The following is a 19,391-nucleotide window of genomic DNA, read 5'->3' on the forward strand; positions in this document are numbered from 1 at the left end:
CCCTGTCAACTTCCCTGTGCCGTCGACTCGGCTTCTTGACTTACCCAGTTGTGGCCCCGAACCGCTACGATCGCGGAAAGCCGCCGTCCCCCCGTCGAAGCGCGGCATCATCCGCTACGAAGGTCATCCATGCCCCACAGCCAAACCTCTGCACACCGCGACAGCCTGGTAGGCGCACGCCTCGCGCGCGGAGCATCGCCGTGGCTTCTGCCGACCGTCGCCACCGCAGCCGTCAGCCTTCTGCGCGCCCGCCGCTCGGGCGCCGCCAAGGCCGTCGCCGTGCCCGCCACCGCTCTCGCGGCGGGCATGCTGTGGTTCTTCCGCGACCCCGAGCGAGAGATCGCGGAGGGCCGGGTCATCTCCCCCGCCGACGGTGTGGTGCAGAGCATCATGCCGTGGAAGGACGGGCGCACCCGGGTCGCGATCTTCATGAGCCCGCTCAACGTCCACGTCAACCGCGCGCCGCTGGCCGGCACCGTGACGTCGGTCGAGCACATCCCCGGCGGATTCGTGCCGGCGTTCAACAAGGAGAGCGAGAACAACGAGCGCGTCGTCTGGCACTTCGACACCGAGCTCGGTGACATCGAGATGATCCAGATCGCCGGAGCCGTGGCCCGCCGCATCGTCCCCTACATCCCCGAGGGCACGAAGGTCGAGCAGGGCGAGCGGATCGGCCTGATCCGCTTCGGCTCGCGCGTCGACATCTACCTGCCCGAGGGCGTGGACGTCGCGGTCGAGGTGGGGCAGAAGACCGTGGCAGGGGTGACTCGCATTGACCGTGATTGACCCGGAGACCCAGGCGGGCTGGGTGCCCGAAGCCGACGAGGTGGACGACGAGGAGGAGATGCCGCTCTCCCTGCGTCTGTCGATAGCGGACACGCTCACCCTCGGCAACGCGACGTGCGGCTTCATGGCGGTGTACTTCACCACCACCGGCATCCTGATCCCGCACCTCACCGGCAGCCAGGAATCCGGCATGGCCCGCCACAGCGCGGCCACGGCGGTCATCCTGATGCTCTGTGCGGCGATCTTCGACCTCTTCGACGGTCTGGTCGCGCGCAAGCTGCGCTCCTCGCCGATGGGCGCGGAGCTGGACAACCTGTCGGACCTGATCAGCTTCGGTCTGGCGCCGGCGTACTTCGTCCTGGTCTACGGCATGGTCGCCGACGACGCCCATCAGCGGGTTGCGGCGGTCGGCGCGATCGTGGTCCTGCTGGCGGTGGTGCTCAGGCTCGCGAGATTCTCGTGCGTCACCGTCAAGGACGGCACCTTCCAGGGCATGCCGTCGCCGTTCGGCGCGCTCACGGTGGTCTCGATCGTGCTGCTCGGCCTGCCGTTCGAGGCGACCCTGATGGCCATCCTGGGCACCGCGTGGCTGATGGTGAGCCGGGTCGAGTACCCCAAGCCGCGGGGCCGCCTCGCCGGTGCGGTGCTCATCTGGATCGTGCTGTCGATGGGTCTGCTGGCGGCCTGGGCGTTCGACGCCCCGAGCGGTCAGCTCCTGCTCCAGACGGGCTGCGCGCTGCAGCTGGTCATGGGTGCGGTCATCCCGCTGTTCGCCACGGCCCGCCGGGTGAACAACTTCCGCGACAACCGTCGCGAGGCCCGCGCGGGACAGCTGCCGTAGCGCACACGCGGTCGTACGAAGGCGAAGGGCCCGAACCTGACGGTTCGGGCCCTTCGCCTTTTCTGCCGTTGCGCTCTGCCGTCTGCGCTGCGCTCTGCCGTTGCGTGTGGCCTCGCCGGTCAGCTCAGGAAATCGCGGCCGATCCGTTCGGCGACGCGTTCCAGGATCGGGCCGGCCTCCGCGATGCATCTGGCGACGTCCGGCTCGACGTCGGTCAGCGGGTACGCCCGGCGGATCCCGGCCCGTCCCAGCTCCGCCGGCGGCAGCGCGAGGCGGCCGCAGACGGCGACGACCTCCTTGCCGGCGGCCCGGGCGGCGGCGGCGACGCCCGCGGGCGCCTTGCCGTGCAGGGTCTGCTCGTCCAGCGAGCCCTCACCGGTGATCACCAGCTCGGCCCGCTCGAGCGCCGGCGCGAAGCCCAGCACGTCGAGCATGACCTCGATGCCCGCGCGGAAGCGGGCGCCGACCAGCAGCGCCCCGTAGCCGATGCCGCCCGCGGCGCCGGCGCCCGGCGCGTCGGCGTACCTGGCGGCCTGCGGCCCGACCGACGCCTCGAGCACGCGCGCGTAGTGCGTGAGCGCCGCGTCCAGCGACTCGACGTCGTGCGGCGAGGCGCCCTTCTGCGGCCCGTACACCGCCGGCGCGCCCTTGGGTCCGGTCAGCGGGTTGTCCACGTCGCTCGCCAGCACCAGTTCCACGGCGGCGAGGCGGGGGTCCAGCGCCGAGAGGTCCGCGCGGGCCAGCCGCGCGAGGCCGCCGCCGCCCGGCGCCACCGGCTCGCCGTCCTCGTCGAGGAACCGCGCACCGAGCGCCGAGAGCATGCCCGCGCCGCCGTCCGTGGTCGCGCTGCCGCCGACGCCGAACACGATCGTCGCCGCGCCGGCGTCGAGCGCGGCCCTCAGCAGCTCGCCCGAGCCGTACGTCGACGCCGTGAGCGGGGCGAGGACGCCGGCCGGGAGCCGTTGCAGTCCGCTCGCCTCCGCCATCTCCACCACCGCGGTGTCGCCGCGCACCGCGAACGCGGCCGTCACCTCCTGGCCGAGCGGCCCGGCGACCCGCACCTCCCTGCGGGCGAACCCGGCCGCGACCGCCGCCGCCACCGTCCCGTCGCCGCCGTCCGCCACGGGCAGGGCCTCCACCTCGACGTCCGGCACGGCCCGGCGCAGCCCGGCCGTCACCCGCTCGGCGACCTCCACGGCCGTCAGCGAGCCCTTGAACTTGTCCGCGGCCACGAGCACCCGTCGGGTGCCCTGCCGTGCAGCGTCCGCCACCTTGCCATCCCCTTGCTCTCCGGGCCCCGCGCACGTCAGGGCCAGTCGCGCCGTTGTGACCTTAACCGCCGCGGGCCCGCGGCGTCATGCGGTGCCCGGCCCCTGGACCCGCCCCCGGCGCGGCCCCGCCGCGTACGCTTCCCTGATGACTGCCTCCAGCACGCCCGGCTTCGCCGCGTACGTCGCCTCCCTGCCCCGTGTCCTGGCCGGCGCGGCCGCGTTGTTCCGCGACGCGCAGGGGCGGGTCCTCCTCGTCGAGCCGAACTACCGGGCCGGCTGGGCCCTTCCGGGCGGCACCATCGAGTCCGACGAGGGCGAGAGCCCGCGGCAGGGCGCGCGGCGCGAGACGCTCGAGGAGATCGGGCTCGACCGCGAGCTCGGCCGGCTGCTCGCGGTGGACTGGGTGCTCGGGGCGGACCGTCCGCCGCTGGTGGCGTACGTGTACGACGGCGGAGTCCTCGACGAGGACGACCTCGGGGCGATCCGGCTGCAGGAGACGGAGCTGCTGTCCTGGCGGCTGGTGCCGCGCGAGGAGCTCACCGACCACCTGCTCGGCGCACTGGGCCACCGGGTGCTGGCCGCGCTGGACGCCCTGGCCGACGGCTCGGTGACGGCCGAGCTGGAGAACGGCCGTCCCGCGCGTTGACCGTCGGCGGCGCCGCTCACCCCTCCACTTCGCGCTGCCTGCCGTCCACGTCCCGCAGCGCCTCGTCGCGGGCGGCGGTGCGGGCCTCCGTGCGGTGACCGCGTGCGATGTAGTCGCGCACGACCAGCTCGACGGCGTCCTGGGGGCTGCCCACACCGGTGAGCACCATGACCTCGACGACGAGTTCGGCGTCGAGCGAGACGGATACCTTGGCCATGCCGGGAAAGTAGCACCGTGCACCCCGCCCCGGAGGGGTAATACGCTCGCGGCCCCCGAAGGCCCGCTCTACGCTCGAACACATGAACAAGCCTCTTGTCGCCATCCTCAGCGGTGCGGGCATCTCCACCGATTCCGGCATCCCTGACTATCGGGGTCCGAACGGGCTGTGGCGGCGGGATCCGGAGGCGGAGAAGCTCGTCACCTACGAGTACTACATGGGCGTCCCGGAGATCCGGAGGCGCTCGTGGCAGATGCGGCGCACGAGCCAGGCGCTGAAGGCCCGTCCGAACGCCGCGCACCTCGCCGTCGCCGAGCTGGAGAAGTCCGGGGTCCCCGTGCGGGTGATCACCCAGAACGTGGACGGGCTCCATCAGCTCGCCGGTCTGTCCGGCCGCAAGGTCCTGGAGCTGCACGGCACCGCCCGCAGCGTCGTGTGCACGAGCTGCCGCGCCCGCGGGCCGATGGAGGACGCCCTCGCCCGCCTGGAGGCCGGCGAGGAGGACCCGCCCTGCCCGGAGTGCGGCGGCATCCTCAAGTCGGCGACCGTCATGTTCGGCGAGCGGCTCGACCCGGTCGTCCTCGGCGAGGCGCTCGCGATCAGCAAGGCCTGCTCGGTGTTCATCGCCGTCGGCACCAGCCTGCGTGTGCAGCCCGCCGCCGGACTCGCCGGCGTCGCCGCCGACCACGGAGCCCGCCTGGTCATCGTCAACGCCGAGCCGACCCCGTACGACGACATCGCCGACGAGGTGATCCGCGAGCCCATCGGGGCCGCGTTGCCTCAGCTCCTGCGCGACCTGGTGAAGGAGAGCGCGTAGGGCCCTTCCGGGCGGACCGTACGGCACGCCCTAGAACAGGGTCCGCCCGGCCGCGGCGGAGCCGCTCTCGAACTCCAGCAGACGGCGTTTGCGGTGCAGGCCGCCGCCGTAGCCGGTGAGGCCGCCGCCGGCGCCGATCACGCGGTGGCACGGCACGATGATGCCGACGGGGTTCCGGCCGTTGGCGAGTCCCACCGCACGGGAGGCGCCCGGACTGCCGAGGGCTTCGGCGAGTTCGCCGTAACTGCGGGTCTCGCCGTAAGGGATCGTGCGCAGTCCGGCCCAGACGCTGCGCTGGAACGGGGTTCCGTGCAGGCGCAGTTCGAGAGTGAACTCCGTCAACTCGCCTGCGAAATAGGCCGTCAACTGCTCCTCGGCGGCGCCGAAACGCGTGTCGTCCCGGGAGCCGAAGTCCTCCTCGGGCGGCCGGTGCCGCTGGTCGGTCATGTAGAGGCCGCACAGGACGCCGTCGTCGGCGACGAGGGTGAGCGGGCCGTACGGACTGTCGATGATCGTGTGCTGCTTCACGGAACGTCCTTATACCGGAAGGAAGTTGATCGGGTGACTGTCGGTCGCCCAGAGGTACTGGACGGCGTACGCGCGCCAGGGACGCCAGCCGGCCGCCCGCGCGGTGAGCGCCGCCGGGGTCGAGGGCAGGCCCATCTCCTCGGCGGCGCGCCGGATTCCGAGGTCGGTGGGCAGGAAGGCGTCGGGGTCGCCCAGGGCGCGCATCGCGATGACGTCGGTGGTCCAGGGACCGAATCCGGGCAGCGCGAGGAGCCTTGCGCGGGCCTCGGCCCAGTCGCTCTCCGCGCCGAGGCGCAGGGTGCCGGCGGCGAGTTCGCGTACCAGGGTGGTGAAGGTGGCGCGGCGGGTGCGCGGCATGGCAAGGGACCCGGGATCGAGCTCGGCCAGGGCCTCGGGGGTCGGGAAGAGGTGGGTGAGGCCGCCTTCGGGATCGTCCACCGGGTCGCCGTGGGCGGTGACCAGGCGGGCGGCGTGGGTGCGGGCGGCCGCGGTGGACACCTGCTGGCCGAGGACGGCACGGACGGCGGACTCCGCCTCGTCGACCGTGCGCGGCACCCGCCGGCCGGGCGCCTTGTCCACCAGGGGCGCGAGCAGCGGATCGGTGCGCAGCTGGTCGTCGACGGCGACCGGGTCGGCGTCCAGGTCCAGCATCCGCCGGCAGCGGCTGATGGCCACGGTGAGATCGCGCAGGTCGCTGAGGGTGAGACGGCAGCCGATGTGGTCGGGGTTCGGGGTGAGCGCCACGACGCCGTGCCCGTACGGCAGCCGCAGCGTGCGCCGGAACGCCCCGTCCCGCCACTCCTCGACGCCGGGGACGCCGGTCGCGGCGAGATGCCCGAACAGGTTGTCGGGGTTGAGGGGGGCGCGGAAGGGAAGGCGCAGGGCGAGCGTTCCGGGCGCCGCCGGGCGGGCCGGGGCGTCCTTGCGCGGGACGCGGGCGCGCAGTTCGCTCGGCGCGAGGGCGAAGACCTCGCGCACGGTGTCGTTGAAGGTGCGCACGGAGGCGAAGCCGGCGGCGAACGCGACGTCCGCCATGGGGAGTCCGGTGGTCTCGATGAGGAGGCGGGCGGTCTGGGCGCGCTGGGCGCGGGCCAACGCCAGCGGTCCCGCGCCGAGTTCGCCGACGAGTTGACGTTCGATCTGGCGGGTGCTGTATCCCAGCCGGGCGGCGAGTCCGGGGACGCCCTCGCGGTCGACGACGCCGTCCGCGATCAGCCGCATGGCCCGCGCGACCAGGTCGGCCCGCCGGTTCCACTCCGGGGAGCCGGGGCTGGTGTCGGGCCGGCAGCGCTTGCAGGCGCGGAAGCCCGCCTGCTGGCAGGCGGCGGCGCTCGGCCGGAACACCATGTTCTCCGGCTTGGGCGGTACCGCGGGGCAGCTCGGCCGGCAGTAGATTCCGGTGGTCAGGACCGCCGTGAAGAACCAGCCGTCGAAGCGCGCGTCCTTGGACCGGACGGCGCGCACACAGCGTTCGCGGTCGGTGTGCATCCCGTTCTGCATGGGTCCAGCATCGTCCGGGGAGCGGGCCGGCGCTGGCGAGAATCCGACATCAACGTCGGGTGCCCCGGGCCGCTCCACGCTCCTGCCAGGAGACCAGCGACCAGATCACGAAGGCGTCGATCGCCATGACGACGACCGACCAGAGCGGCTCGTACGGCAGGAACAGGAACTGCAGGACCAGGCTCAGGGCGGCGAGGAAGACGCCGGTGAAGCGGGCCCAGGCCATCCCCCTGAGCAGGGCCGCGCCGGTGGCGGCGGCGAGGACGCCGAGCGCGAGGTGGATCCAGCCCCAGCCGGTGAGGCTGAGCTCGTAGACGTAGGAGCCGATACGGGCGTAGACGTCGTCCTCGGCGATGGCCGCGATGCCCTGGAGGACGGCGAGCACGCCGCCGCAGAGCATCAGGACGCCGGCGAAGACGATGCCGTCGCCGAGGCGTCCGTGACCCGGGTCGGGCGGGCGCGGCCCGCCGCGCGGAGCGGACCAGGCGGTGCCGATCTCGCCGTGCGGGTCGCCGGCCGGGGGGTGCGCGCTCATACGGGGAGGTCCTTTCCGCGGGGCCGGACGGCCAGGAAGTCGACGATCGCGAGCGCGAAGAGCAGGGCGAGGGCCAGTCCGACGACGACCCAGCCCGTCGGGTAGGGCCACAGGAGGAAGGCGAGGACGGCTCCCGCGGCCAGGATCCACGTGATCCAGGTGCGGTAGCGGTCCACGAACGGCCCGACGGGGCCGGTGCGCAGTCCGGCGTGGTCGGCGGTCGAGCGCACGGCGCCGATGCCCGAGTGCCACAGCCGCCGCACCAGAGCGGCGTGCCGGCCGGGCCCGGTCAGCCAGGCGGCGAGGGCGACCACCACGCCGAGGGCTACCGCCGACCGCACGGAGGTGCGCAGGAACCGGACGAGCGTGTCGTACACGGACCCGGCGGCCGGCTGGGAGACGCCGGCCGGCAGGGCGTCCAGGTAGACGACCCGGAAGACGGTCAGCGCGACGCCCAACAGGAGCGTGGCGAAGGCGAAGCAGAGCGCGGCGACGATCAGGACGCGGCGGCGGTGCGTCGCCAGCAGGACGCCGGCCGCGACCAGCAGGACGGCGACGACGGGCAGCCAGAATCCCACCAGTTGCAGCACCCGGAAATAGGTCTTGACCTTGCCGATGTCCTCGGACCTGACGAGCGTGAAGTCGGTGTGGATCTCCGGGATCTTCCCCACGACCGTCATGCCGGAGTCGACGAGACGTTGCTTGACCTGGTCGACGACCGGTGCGAGGTCGAGCGTCACCGTGTCGTTCCGGATCTTCACCGCGCCGCCGCCGCTGCCCGTGAGCGCCTTCTCGACGGAGCTGTGGATCCTGCGGTTGGCGTCGGTCCAGATCTTCTGGAAGGCGTCGGAGGCGACGATCGCCTGCGCCTTGTCGTGCACGAAGCTGCGGACGGCGTCCTCGAGCGAGGGGCCGAGCTTGCCGAGGGCCTTCTCCAGCAGGGGCCGCTGGGCGGGTGCGGCTTCCTGGAGGAGCGCGGTGAGGTCGATGTGTTCCATCAGGGCGTCCGTGACGCGGTTGGCGGCCGCGTTCTGGATGTCCTTGTCGGCGGCCAGCGGGCGCACGGTGTCGACGTAGCGGTCCGTGTCGCCCACGATGCTGGACGTCCACGCCGCCACCAGACCGAGCGGGGCCAGGACGCAGCCGAGGACGATGAAGACGACCGCGAACACCGAGCGGACCCGGTGGTGGGCGGGCGGACGGCTGCGCTCCGCCTCCAGCGCCGCGACGCGGGCCCGGAGGGTCTCCAGCTCCGCGTCGGCGGGAACACCGCTCTCCGGCATGCCGCACTCCCTCGCCGTCGGCTCCGCCCGGACCCGGGTGGGTCCGGTCGGTGCCAGCACACCCCGGCCGGGCGACGACGGCGAGCGCGGCCGGGCCGTCCGGGTGAACCACCCCGGCCGCCCGGCTCGCGCCGACTACATGTTGATCATGTGTCCGGCCAGTCCGTGCACCGCCTCCTTGACGGCCTCGCCCAGCGTCGGGTGGGCGTGGACGTTGCGGGCGACCTCATGGACGGTGAGGTCCCACTGCTGGGCCAGCGTCAGCTCGGGCAGGAGCTCGGTGACGTCGGGGCCGATGAGGTGGCCGCCGAGCAGCTCGCCGTACCGGGCGTCGCTGATCAGCTTCACGAAGCCCGTCACGTCGCCGAGACCGTGCGCCTTGCCGTTCGCGGTGAACGGGAACTTCGCCACCTTGACGTCGTGGCCCCGCTCCCGGGCCTGGGCCTCGGTGTACCCGAAGCTGGCGATCTGCGGCTGGCAGTAGGTGGCGCGCGGGATCATGGCGTAGTCCAGTTCCATGGTCTCCGCGCCGGCGAGGGTCTCGGCGGCGACGACGCCCATCGCCTCGGCGGTGTGCGCGAGCATGAGCTTCGCGGTGACGTCACCGATGGCGTAGATGTGCGGGACCGAGGTGCGGCAGCGTCCGTCGACGTCGATCGCGCCGCGTTCGGTGACCGCGACCCCGGTGTTCTCCAGGCCGAAACCGGTGACGTTCGGGGCGAAGCCGATCGCCTGGAGGACCTTGTCGGCCTCCAGGACCTGCTGGGCGCCGTCCTTGCCGGTGACGGTGACCCGCACCCGCGGACCGGACTCGTCGATGGACTCGACGCGCGTCGACGTGAGCACGTCGATGCCCAGCTTGCGGTACTGGCGGGCGAGCTCGGCGGAGACCTCGGCGTCCTCCAGCGGCGCCATACGGTCCAGGAACTCGACGATCGTGACCTTCACGCCGTAGTTGTGCAGGACGTACGCGAACTCGATGCCGATCGCCCCGGCGCCCGCGACGACGATCGACTGCGGGAGGTCGTCGGCGAGGATCTGCTCCTCGTACGTCACCACGCGGGCGGTGCGCCTGGTGCCGGGGAGCAGTCTGGGGGTGGCTCCGGTGGCGATGATGCACGTGTCGAAACCGATGGTGCGGGTTTCCCCGTCGCCACCGGTCACCGTGAGGGTGTGGTCGTCCACGAACGTGCCGCGACCGTCGAACTCGGTGATCTTGTTCTTCTTCATCAGGTAGTGGACGCCCTTGACCCGGCCGTCGGCGACCTTGCGGCTGCGCCGGTAGGCCTCGCCGTAGTCGAAGGAGACCTGTCCGTCGACCTTGATGCCGAAGGTCTTCGCCTCGCGCGTGAAGATGTGGGCGAGTTCGGCGTTGCGCAGGAGGGCCTTGGTGGGGATGCAGCCCACGTTGAGACAGACGCCGCCCCAGTACTTCTCCTCGACTACGGCGACGCGCTTGCCCAGTTGGGCGGCGCGGACCGCGGCGACGTAGCCGCCGGGGCCGGCGCCGAGGACCACGACGTCGAAGCGTTCGTCCTGCTCGGCCATGGGAGGTTCCTTTTCCGTGAATGCGTGACGGGTGATGCGTGGTGCGTCGTTCCCGTCCGATTCTTCCGTGTCGCCGGGGAGAATGCGTGAGTGATCGAACACTGTTGTGACGAGATGAACACTCAGGTGAATCAGCGGTGCGAGGTGCACCCCGACCCCTTCGCGTGTCCGGACGCGCTGGTGCGGTTCGTGCCCAAGTTCCGGGAGTACGGACTGATCATCCATGACGGGGGCGCCGCGACGAGCGGGATCGCCCACTGCCCGTGGTGCGGGGCCCGTCTGCCCGCTTCGCAGCGGGACCGGTGGTTCGACGAGCTGGAGGCACGGGGGATCGACCCGTGGGAGGACGAGGTTCCTCCGGAGTTCGAGGACGAACGGTGGCTGCGGGCGGACGGCGGGGGCACTGCGGCCGGCGCGACAGCCGGGTGAGCGCGCCGGTGGGCACGGTCACCGCCCGATGCGCGGTGACCGTGCCCACACTGCTGCTCCGTCCGTTGCCGGTGCTTTCGGGCGTTGCCGGTGTTTCCGGGCCTTGCCTGTGTTTCCGGCCCGTACCGGGGTGCCGGTGGTGCTGAAACCGATTGCTACGACGTTGCCGTGGGCCGTCGCGAGGCCTTCGTCGCCTCGGTGACGTCCCTCAGTGGCCGCAGCCGGTAGGTGTACGCGTAGTCGCGGTCGGCGAACAGCTTGTACTCGTCGTGGGTGTGCGCGCCCCAGCTGTTGTCCCCTCCGACGCCCATCTGCCGGTGCGCCAGGCGCAGGACGACCTCCTTGCGCGGGGTGAGCTGGTAGTCGTGCCGAGCGCCGACCGACAGGTCCTCCGGGGTGAAGTGCGAGGCGTTGACCTCCAGGAGCGGCTCGCCGCAGACCAGCAGGCCGTTGCCGTCATCGTCGGTGAGGGCCACCCAGCGGACGTCCGTCCTGTTTCCGTTCTCCTGCGGCCGCAGATAGGAGGTCCACTGCCCGGTGACGGTGCCGGAGTACAGGCCGACGTCGGTGGCGTCGTTGCGGTCCCAGTGGTTCTCCTCGGGACCGCGGCCGTAGTAGTGCAGGTTCTCCAGGCTGCCGGGCAGCAGGAGCAGGGTGCCGACCTCGGGGATGTAGGGCAGCGAGGCCGCGCCCGGGTGCAGGGTGTTGTCGACCTTGATCTCGCCGTTTCCGAAAACGGTGTAGGTGGTGGTGTACGTCGACTCCGTGGTGGTGGGCAGGGTGCCGGCGACCTTGATCTCGACGGCCCGGTCGCGCAGTGCCCGCACGCTCACACCGGTCACCCGGCGACGGGCGCCGGCGTCGCGCCAGGTCTGGTTGCGGGTGTGCTGGCCGTTGCCGCGGTCGTTGTCGGTGGGCGCCCGCCAGAAGTTGGGGGCCGGGCCCGAGGTCAGCAGCCGGACGCCGCCGGCCCGGTAGGAGCTGATCAGGCCGCTCTTCTTGTCGACGACGACCGAGAAGCCCCGCCCCGTGACGGTGACCGACGCGGCGCCGTCCTCATGGGCGAGTGCCGGGACGGAGCCCAGCGGCACGGGGGTGACCGCGGGGCTGCCCGCGTCCACGGCGATCTGCACGCGGGCCGCCTCGAATCCGGCCTTCGCCCACTTGGTGCTCCGGCTGGTGGTGAACGACAGCTGCAGGAAGTACTCCGCGCCCGCCGCCGGCCGGGCCGGCAGCCGGAACGGCACGGTGATCTCCTTGCTCGACAGCGGCGCCACGTCCAGCTGGGCGCGGCTCAGCCGTCCCCGTTGCACCACCGTGCCGTCCGCCACCAGCTCCCACCGTCCGTCGTACTCACGGAGGTCGGTGAAGAGGTTCTCGTTGGTGAGGGTGAGCGCCGCTCCCGGGGCGAGCCGGGCGCCGGTGACGGGGGCCGCGCCGATCGCCTGGTAGATCCGCTTGACCTCGGCGGACTTGCCGGTGAGCCCGCGGTCGGCGGTGACGATCCCGTCGCCGGAGAACGCGCCGTCGTTGGGGTTGTCGCCCCAGTCGCCGCCGTAGGCGTAGAACGTCCTGTGGCGGGGCCGCTTCTCGTCGAGGCCGACGGTGGCGGCGTCGAACCAGAAGCGCACCCCGTCGTCGCCGGGCCCACGGCTCTCGGAGGCCAGCTCGGCGGCGCTCAGCGCCCGGGCGTACACCCGGGCCCGCCGCACGGTGCCGCTGAACTCCCGGGTGGGGTTGTCGACGTCGGTGGCCAGGGACAGCGGCGCGGTGTTGACGGCGGGACGCACCGAGGTGGTCCGGGTGGCCCGGACCACGCCGTCGACGTACAGCGTCAGGGTGCCCGCCGCCGCGTCGAAGACGCCCGCGACGTGGTGCTCGGCGCCCGTCCAGCCGGCCGGCAGCGCCCAGCTCACGGCGGCCCACTGGCCGCTGCCGTAGATGAAGAACTCCACTGTCCTGTCGGTCTGTTTCAGTGCGTAGTGGGTGTCGCCCTTGGCGAGAATGGGCTGGTGGTAACCGGTCACATGCGGCGTTGCCCAGGCCTCCAGGGTGAGTGAGCCGGTGAGGTCGAGCCCTGCGTCGCGGGCGAAGACGGTGCCGCCGAAGACGCCCTTGTCGCGGCTGAAGCCGCCGCTGGGGGCGATGACCTCACCGCGCAGCGCGGCGGGACCGGCCTCGGTGAACAGCTTGCGGGCGGGGGTGGGCCAGTCCAGGGCCTGATCGACGAAGTCCCAGATCCAGCCGCCCTGCAGCACGTCGTGGCGGCGCACGAGGTCCCAGTACTTCTTGAAGTTTCCGCTGGAGTTGCCCATCGCGTGGGAGTACTCGATCATCACGTACGGCCGGGTGTCGGCGGTGTCCTTCGCCCTGGCCTCGACGCGGGAGGGGCTGTCGTACATCTCGGAGCGGATGTCGCTGATCCCCGGGCGGTCGTCGCCCTCGTACTGGATGACGCGCGTGGTGTCGTACGAGCGGATCCAGTCGTGCATGGCGTTGAACGTGGTGCCGCCGCCGGCCTCGTTGCCGAGCGACCAGATGACGACCGAGGCGTGGTTCTTGTCGCGGTGGACCATGTTCTGCGCGCGGGCCACGCAGGCCGCCGTCCACTCGGCGTGGTTGCCGGGGTACTGGCCGCGGATGCCGTGGGTCTCGAGGTTGGTCTCGTCGACGAGGTACAGGCCGTACTCGTCGGCGAGTTCGAGCCACTGCGGGTTGTTCGGGTAGTGCGAGGTGCGGACGCTGTTGATGTTCAGCCGTTTGATGATCCCGATGTCCTCGACCATGTCGGCGCGGGTGAGCGCCGAGCCGTGCCGGGGATGCATCTCGTGCCGGTTGGTGCCCCGGAACGAGACGGGCCGGCCGTTGATGCGCATCAGGCCGTCCCGGAGCGCGAACTCGCGGAAGCCGACGCGGTGGGAAAGGGTTTCGATCACCTTGCCGGCCGGGTCGCGCAGGCGGAGCACGGCGGTGTAGAGGTCCGGCTGTTCGGCCGACCACAGGCGGGGCGCGGGCACGGGCTTCGCGGCCTGTACGGTGCTCTCCTCCCCGGCGGCGAGGGCGACGGCCTGGACCAGCGGTCTGGGCCACACCGGGTGGCCCTTCGCGTCGTACAGCTGGGTCTCGACGGCGTACCGGCCGGCGCCCTCGCCGCCGTAGTCCCGCACGCTCGCGGTGACCGACAGCTCGGCCGCCCGGTAGTCGTCGCTCAGCGGGGTGTCCAGCCGGAAGTCGCGCAGATGGACGGCGGGTGTGGAGTAGAGGTAGACCGAGCGGAAGATGCCGCTCAGCCGGATCATGTCCTGGTCCTCCAGCCAGTCGCCGTCGGAGTAGCGGTACACCTCCACGGCGATCTGGTTGACGCCCTCCTTCAGGTGCGCGGTGATGTCGTACTCGGCCGGGTCGTAGGAGTCCTCGTGGTAGCCGACGAGCGCCCCGTTGATCCACACGTAGTGGGCGGACTTGACGCCCTCGAAGTGGAGGAAGGTCCGCCGTCCGGACCAGCCGCGCGGGACGGTGAAGGTGCGGCGGTACTGGCCGACGGGGTTGTAGCGGGTGGGTGCGGCGGGCGGCTGAGCCTCCTCGCCCAGGCCGTTGGGGCCCCACCAGGGGTAGGTGATGTTGATGTAGATCGGGCGGTCGTAGCCGTGCAGCTGCCAGGCGGAGGGCACGGGAAGGGTGTCCCAGCCTCGGTCGTCCAGGTCGGTCCGGTGGAAGTCGGCGTCGCGGTCGTCGGGGCGTTCGGCATGGGCGAACTTCCAGACGCCGTCGAGACTCAGCCGGTACGGCGAGCGCGTACGGTCGGCCGCCAGGGCCTGGGTGAGGTCCGCGTACGGCATCAGGGTGGTGTGCGGGGCCTCGGCGCCCAGCCGGAAGACGTCGATGCGGCCGTTCCATTCGGGGGCGCCGTCGGCCGCTCCCGTCCCGTCGGACGCCACGGCCGCGCGGGCGGCGGTGGGCCCGGACAGGGCGAGTGCGCCGAGAACGGCGGCCGATCCCTCGAGCAGCCGGCGACGGCTGACGGCCGTCCGCGGGCGGTGGTCCGGCTCCGCCCGGTGGGGGCGGTCCGGCCGGTCCATGGGCGACACGTGCGGGTGTGACATGACCACGACCTTCCTCGGGGCGATCCGTGCGGCTGTGCACGGACCGAGGTGTGTCAGATCGTGTCCAATCCTGTTGATTAAACGAACATAGGCGCGCCGCGATGGCTGAATTTCAACTCTCTTCGGCGCAACGTCACTTGGTGCACGCGCGACACTCGCGCTCTTCTGGTGACTTGCGTCAATAGACGTCGCGCACGTACCGCTTGTCGGTGGCGAGCTGCTTCACATAGGCCGCCGCCTCCGGCTCGCTCAGACCGCCGTGCACGACCGCGACGTCGCGCAGGGCCTGGTCGACGTCCTTGGCCATCCGGGAGGCGTCGCCGCAGACGTAGAAGTGCGCGCCGTCACGGAGCCAGGACCACAGGTGGGAGCCGTGCTCGCGAATCCGGTCCTGGACGTACACCTTGGCCCGCTGGTCGCGGGAGAAGGCGGTGTCCAGGCGGGTGAGGACGCCGTCGGCGCGCAGCGCGGTCAGCTCCTCCTCGTAGTAGAAGTCCGTCGCCCGGTGCTGCTCACCGAAGAAGAGCCAGTTGGGCGCCCGGTGGCCGCGCGCCCGGCGCTCCTCGAGGAATCCGACGAACGGCGCCACTCCCGTGCCCGGACCGACCATCACCATCGGCGTCGCGGCGTCCGCGGGCGGCCGGAAGTGCGGCGAGCGCTGCACGTGGACCGGGACCTCGGCGCCGGGTGCGGCGTCGGCGAGGAAGGGCGAGCAGACGCCCTGGCGGGGCCGGCCTGCCAGGTTCTCGTAGCGCACGACGGAGACGGTGAGCGAGACGAGGTGGGGGTCGGTCAGCGGGCTGGACGAGATGGAGTACAGGCGCGGTTGCAGCCGCCCCAGGACGTCCGTCCACTCCTGGGCGCCGGCGCGGACGCCGGACTCGGCCGCCAGGTCGACGGCCTGCCGGCCCCAGGACCACTTCGCCAGCTCGTCCTTGTTGTCCGGGCGCAGCAGTTTGCGCAGCTCGCGCGGGTCTCGGGTGCGGTCGGCCGTGAAGCGCAGCAGGGCCGGGGTGATCCGGGTGATGTCGAGGTGGCGCAGCAGTGCCTCGCCGAGCGCCGTCTCCCCGACCCCGTTCACCTGCACGCGCGCGTGCGCGTCGAGTCCGGTGACGGCGAGCCACTCCGCCACCAGGTCGGGTGAGTTGAGCGGCCGGACGCCGAGCGCGTCGCCGGCCTCGTAGACGAGCGGGGTCTCGCTGTCGCGCGTGTCGAAGGTGAAGCGCCGGACCTCCTTGCCGGAACCGGGCAGGCTCAGCAGCCGGTTGCCGGTGAGCCGGGCGGCGACGGGTGCGGGACGCCTGGAGCGGGCGGGCGCGGCGGACGGCGGCGCGACGACGGACGGGGACGCGGGCCCCGCGGTGACGGCTGGGGCGGCGTGCGGCGCACCCGTGTCGGCGGGGAAGCGTGTGGGGGCGGGAGCCGGCGGGTGTGCCCTGTCGGAGGGCGCGGGCTGGAGTTCCGTCGCGTCCTTCAGGGCGGTGAGCACCTGGTCCAGCCAGAGCTCCGCCTCCGTCTCGTAGTCCGGTTCGCAGTCGGCGCGCGGGGTCAGCCGGACCGCGCCGAGTTCGTCCATACGACGGTCCAGGCGCCGGCCGTGCCCGCAGAAGTCGTCGTAGGAGGAGTCCCCGAAGGCGAGGACGGCGTAGCGGCGGCCCTCCAGTCGTCCGGTGTCCAGTGCGTCCAGGCCGTCCCAGAAGCCGGCGCCGTTGTCGGGCGCGTCGCCGTCGCCGAAGGTGCTGGTGATCAGCAGCAGGTCGGCGTCGGAGGGCAGCGCGGCGGGGTCGGCCTCGTCCATGGCGACCAGGGCTGCCGGGTGGCCGCCGGCGGAGAGCCGCGCGGCGGTGGCGGCGGCGAAGTCCTCGGCGGTGCCCGTCTGGGAGGCCCACAGGATCACCACGCGTCGCGCCGGGCCCGCGGGCGGGGCCGCCGAGGCCGGGACGGCGCCGGCGACGGTGCGGGAGTACATGCCCGCGAGGGTGCCGTTGACCCACAGCGCGTGCTCGGGGCTGAAGGGGGCGTCGGGCGGCAGGACCGGCACGCCCGGGGCGCCGGCCGGGATGCCGGCGAGGAAACCGACCAGGTAGCGCCTTTCGTGCTCGGTCAGCACCGGCGGCGGCGCGGGATCGAGGCCGAAGACGGCGGCCGCGGCGGGCTGGACCGCGGTGGGGACGAGAGCGGCGGGAGGGGTCGCCGGCCCGCCGGTCACGGAGGCCGCGGCCAAGGCCGGGGGTGCGGCGGGTGTGAGGGCGGCGGGTTCCGCTGCCCGGGCGTCAGGGGCCCCGATCGACGGAGAAAGCACGGTAACCGGTGTCGAGACCTTCGTCAGCGAGACCGCACACACCTTGAGCTCGGGTTGGAAGGACAGCGGGTCGACGGCGTCACTGGTGACCGCGTTGACGCTGAGGTACTCGCCGAACAGGTCGTTCCAGTGGAACGGGGCGAAACAGGATCCGGGCAGCACCCGGTCGGTGACGACGGCCGGCAGCACGGCCCGGCCGCGCCGTGAGGCGACCTCCACGGAGTCGCCGTCGGCGAGGCCGAGCGCGACCGCGTCCTCGGGGTGCACCTCGACGAACGGGCCGGGGTCGAGCTTGTTGAGCTTGGCCACCCTGGCGGTCTTCGTCAGGGTGTGCCACTGGTGCTGCAGACGGCCGGTGTTGAGGACGAACGGATAGTCGTCGTCGGGCATCTCGGCGGGCGGGACGTGCGGGCGCGGATGGAAGACGGCACGGCCGGAAGCCGTCGGGAAGGTGAGCGTGCCGTCGTCGTTCACGTACCGGATCGGGTTGCGGTCGGATCCGTCGACGGCGCCGGCGGGCCACTGGACCGGGGCGGCGCGCAGCCGCTCGTACGTCACTCCACGCAGGTCGTAACCGGTTGCCGGGTTGTACGCCTGCTTGATCTCCTCGAAGACCTCCTCGGCGCTGTCGTAGGAGAAACCGCTCTCGTAACCCATGGCACGGGCGACGGCCGCGATGAGCCGCCAGTCGGCCGTCGCCTCACCTGGCGGGTCGGCGGCGGGACGGGCGAGGGTGAGGTTGCGCTCGCTGTTGATGAGCACGCCCTCGGTCTCGGTCCACAGGGCGCCGGGCAGGACGACGTCGGCGTACGCGTTGGTCTCGGTGTCGGCGAAGACGTCCTGCGCGACGACGAACTCGGCCGCCTCCAGACCCTCGATGACCGTCTTGCGGTTGGCCACGGAGGCGACGGGGTTGGTGCAGATGATCCAGCAGGCCTTGATCTCGCCGTCGGCCATCTTCCGGAACATCTCCACGGTGCCCTTGCCGACGCCGTCCGCCCGGACGGTGCCCGCCGGCAGACCCCACAGCTCCTCGGCGAAGGCCCGGTCGGCGTCGACGAGGACGGACCGTTGGCCGGGCAGCCCCGGCCCCATGTAGCCCATCTCGCGCCCGCCCATGGCGTTGGGCTGGCCGGTGAGGGAGAAGGGGCCGCTGCCCGGCCGGCAGATCGCGCCGGTGGCGAGGTGGAGGTTGATGAGCGCGTTGGTGTTCCAGGTGCCGTGCGTGGACTGGTTGAGGCCCATGGTCCAGCAGCTGGTCCACTCCCCCGCCTCGCCGATCGTCCGGGCCGCCTCGCGCAGGTCGGCCTCCGGGATGCCGGTGATCCGTGCGACGGTCGCGGGCGGGTAGTCGGCGAGGAACCGGGGCATCGCCTCCCAGCCCTCGGTGAACGCGGCGACGAACTCGGGGTCGGTGTGGCCGTTCTCGTGCAGGAGGTGCAGCAGTCCGTTGAGGAGGGCGAGGTCGGTGCCCGGCCTGACCTGGAGGAACAGGTCGGCCTTCGCGGCGGTGGCGGTGCGCCGCGGGTCGACGACGATCAGTTTCGCACCCGCTTTCACCCGTTCCATCATCCGCAGGAAGAGGATGGGGTGGCAGTCGGCCATGTTGGAGCCGATGACGAGGAAGACGTCCGCGCGGTCGAGGTCGTCGTAGGAGCCGGGCGGCCCGTCGGCGCCCAGAGACAGCTTGTAACCGGTTCCCGCGCTTGCCATGCACAACCGGGAGTTGGACTCGATCTGGTTGGTCCGCAGGAAACCCTTGGCAAGTTTGTTGGCCAGGTACTGCGCTTCGAGGCTCATCTGGCCGGAGACATAGAGGGCGACCGCGTCGGGGCCGTGCTCGTCGACGACGGCCCGCAGCCGCCGTGCCGTCTCGGCGACCGCCGCGTCCACGGGGGCGGGCTCCGGCTCCTCGCCGCGGTCCTGGCGGACGAGGGCGGTGGTGAGCCGGCCGGGCGCGGCGAGCATGTCGGCGGTGGTCGCGCCCTTGGTGCACAGCCGTCCGGAGTTCGCCGGGTGCCGCTTGTCGCCCGAGGCCTTCAGCACCGTACGGCGTCCGTCCGGCCCGAAACCGATGTCGAGGACCATGCCGCAGCCGACGCCGCAGTACGAGCAGACCGTGCGCACCTTCGTCTCGGTCGCGCTGTCGGTCCGCGGGTCCGGCACGGCCACGGGCGCCCCCTTCCTTGTGACGATCGGCCTGGCGAGAGCCTCTCCAAGCCTTAGCGACGGTACGAACCGTGCATTACGCAGGTGTCTCCCGGACCGGCCACCGGGAGTTAAGCCCGGCGCACAGCGCAGGGCGGACGGATGTGAGCGAACGGCGGACGGCAGCGGACGGGGGCGGCAGCGAGCGGGGCACGAGCGGACAGCGGACGGCGGACAGCGATCGGCGGACGGCGGACGAAGACGTGGGGGACGGCGGAGGGCGGACCGCGGACGGCGGACAGGGGCGTGCGCGAAACGCCGCGGCAGACGGATGGGCGGAAGGCGGGCGGAGGGAAGGCCGTGTCCGCGCAGGCGGCGGACCCGTTCGAGGATATGGGCCCGGCCGATGAGCGGGGGCGCCGCGTCCGCTTCCGGTA

The 19,391-nt window shown here is 72.3% G+C and carries 14 protein-coding genes; 5 read left to right on the forward strand and 9 right to left on the reverse strand.

All coding sequences use genetic code 11. From position 1 onward, the window contains the following. The first annotated feature begins 129 nt into the window (after positions 1-129). The gene (locus OHS82_RS09810) at positions 130-786 is read left to right on the forward strand and encodes a phosphatidylserine decarboxylase (RefSeq protein ID WP_057582234.1); all 657 of its coding nucleotides are present in this window, start codon (positions 130-132) and stop codon (positions 784-786) included. 22 nt (positions 787-808) lie between these two features. Continuing rightward, positions 809-1,627 (forward strand): CDP-diacylglycerol--serine O-phosphatidyltransferase, encoded by an 819-nt coding sequence (gene pssA, locus OHS82_RS09815; protein ID WP_057582235.1) that lies wholly within the window; start codon positions 809-811, stop codon positions 1,625-1,627. Between the two features lie 119 nt (positions 1,628-1,746). Here pssA and OHS82_RS09820 read toward each other — a convergent pair whose 3' ends face one another. After that, complete coding sequence (locus tag OHS82_RS09820; protein ID WP_328436045.1) at positions 1,747-2,865, reverse strand: glycerate kinase; 1,119 nt, start codon at positions 2,863-2,865, stop codon at positions 1,747-1,749. A gap of 178 nt (positions 2,866-3,043) precedes the next feature. On the opposite strand from OHS82_RS09820, the gene OHS82_RS09825 reads away from it, so the two are divergent. Next, positions 3,044-3,544: an NUDIX domain-containing protein gene (locus OHS82_RS09825; protein WP_057582237.1), complete on the forward strand. Its 501-nt coding sequence runs from the start codon at positions 3,044-3,046 to the stop codon at positions 3,542-3,544. Between the two features lie 16 nt (positions 3,545-3,560). Here OHS82_RS09825 and OHS82_RS09830 read toward each other — a convergent pair whose 3' ends face one another. After that, the gene (locus OHS82_RS09830; protein ID WP_057582238.1) at positions 3,561-3,761 is read right to left on the reverse strand and encodes a type II toxin-antitoxin system VapB family antitoxin; all 201 of its coding nucleotides are present in this window, start codon (positions 3,759-3,761) and stop codon (positions 3,561-3,563) included. 82 nt (positions 3,762-3,843) lie between these two features. Between OHS82_RS09830 and OHS82_RS09835 the strand changes: the two genes are divergently transcribed. Further along, positions 3,844-4,578: an SIR2 family NAD-dependent protein deacylase gene (locus OHS82_RS09835; RefSeq protein WP_057582239.1), complete on the forward strand. Its 735-nt coding sequence runs from the start codon at positions 3,844-3,846 to the stop codon at positions 4,576-4,578. 30 nt (positions 4,579-4,608) lie between these two features. On the opposite strand, the gene OHS82_RS09840 is transcribed toward OHS82_RS09835, so the two are convergent. From OHS82_RS09840 to lpdA, 5 genes are all read right to left on the reverse strand, one after another. Further along, positions 4,609-5,106 carry a methylated-DNA--[protein]-cysteine S-methyltransferase gene (locus tag OHS82_RS09840; protein WP_328433705.1) on the reverse strand — a complete coding sequence of 166 codons (498 nt, stop codon included), beginning with the start codon at positions 5,104-5,106 and terminating at the stop codon, positions 4,609-4,611. 9 nt (positions 5,107-5,115) lie between these two features. Then, positions 5,116-6,606: an AlkA N-terminal domain-containing protein gene (locus OHS82_RS09845; RefSeq protein WP_328433706.1), complete on the reverse strand. Its 1,491-nt coding sequence runs from the start codon at positions 6,604-6,606 to the stop codon at positions 5,116-5,118. A 49-nt stretch (positions 6,607-6,655) separates the two neighbouring features. Next, positions 6,656-7,141, reverse strand: a complete 486-nt coding sequence (locus OHS82_RS09850) for a DUF7144 family membrane protein (RefSeq protein ID WP_057582241.1) — start codon at positions 7,139-7,141, stop codon at positions 6,656-6,658. After that, positions 7,138-8,424 carry a hypothetical protein gene (locus OHS82_RS09855; protein WP_057582242.1) on the reverse strand — a complete coding sequence of 429 codons (1,287 nt, stop codon included), beginning with the start codon at positions 8,422-8,424 and terminating at the stop codon, positions 7,138-7,140. The genes OHS82_RS09850 and OHS82_RS09855 overlap by 4 nt, the downstream gene beginning before the upstream one ends. A 135-nt stretch (positions 8,425-8,559) precedes the next feature. Next, complete coding sequence (lpdA, locus tag OHS82_RS09860) at positions 8,560-9,972, reverse strand: dihydrolipoyl dehydrogenase (protein ID WP_057582243.1); 1,413 nt, start codon at positions 9,970-9,972, stop codon at positions 8,560-8,562. Positions 9,973-10,062: 90 nt separating this feature from the next. Between lpdA and OHS82_RS09865 the strand changes: the two genes are divergently transcribed. Further along, a complete protein-coding gene (locus OHS82_RS09865) occupies positions 10,063-10,401 on the forward strand; it encodes a DUF6980 family protein (protein ID WP_057582244.1) in 339 nt (112 codons plus the stop codon). A gap of 155 nt (positions 10,402-10,556) precedes the next feature. On the opposite strand, the gene OHS82_RS09870 is transcribed toward OHS82_RS09865, so the two are convergent. Beyond that, positions 10,557-14,504, reverse strand: a complete 3,948-nt coding sequence (locus OHS82_RS09870; RefSeq protein ID WP_079041502.1) for a glycoside hydrolase family 2 TIM barrel-domain containing protein — start codon at positions 14,502-14,504, stop codon at positions 10,557-10,559. Positions 14,505-14,682: 178 nt separating this feature from the next. Then, positions 14,683-18,894, reverse strand: coding sequence for a molybdopterin-dependent oxidoreductase (locus OHS82_RS09875; protein ID WP_242433338.1), 4,212 nt, complete (start codon positions 18,892-18,894; stop codon positions 14,683-14,685). Between the last annotated feature and the right edge of the window lie 497 nt (positions 18,895-19,391).

It is taken from the genome of Streptomyces sp. NBC_00425 (assembly GCF_036030735.1).
In the GTDB taxonomy this organism is placed as follows: domain Bacteria; phylum Actinomycetota; class Actinomycetes; order Streptomycetales; family Streptomycetaceae; genus Streptomyces.

Coding starts and splice junctions, on each gene's coding strand:
- OHS82_RS09810 (WP_057582234.1), top strand. CDS start 130: ATGCCCCACAGCCAAACCTCTGCACACCGCGACAGCCTGGTAGGCGCA.
- OHS82_RS09825 (WP_057582237.1), top strand. CDS start 3,044: ATGACTGCCTCCAGCACGCCCGGCTTCGCCGCGTACGTCGCCTCCCTG.
- OHS82_RS09830 (WP_057582238.1), bottom strand. CDS start 3,761: ATGGCCAAGGTATCCGTCTCGCTCGACGCCGAACTCGTCGTCGAGGTC.
- OHS82_RS09835 (WP_057582239.1), top strand. CDS start 3,844: ATGAACAAGCCTCTTGTCGCCATCCTCAGCGGTGCGGGCATCTCCACC.
- OHS82_RS09845 (WP_328433706.1), bottom strand. CDS start 6,606: ATGCAGAACGGGATGCACACCGACCGCGAACGCTGTGTGCGCGCCGTC.
- OHS82_RS09850 (WP_057582241.1), bottom strand. CDS start 7,141: ATGAGCGCGCACCCCCCGGCCGGCGACCCGCACGGCGAGATCGGCACC.
- OHS82_RS09855 (WP_057582242.1), bottom strand. CDS start 8,424: ATGCCGGAGAGCGGTGTTCCCGCCGACGCGGAGCTGGAGACCCTCCGG.
- lpdA (WP_057582243.1), bottom strand. CDS start 9,972: ATGGCCGAGCAGGACGAACGCTTCGACGTCGTGGTCCTCGGCGCCGGC.
- OHS82_RS09870 (WP_079041502.1), bottom strand. CDS start 14,504: ATGTCACACCCGCACGTGTCGCCCATGGACCGGCCGGACCGCCCCCAC.
- OHS82_RS09875 (WP_242433338.1), bottom strand. CDS start 18,894: ATGGTCCTCGACATCGGTTTCGGGCCGGACGGACGCCGTACGGTGCTG.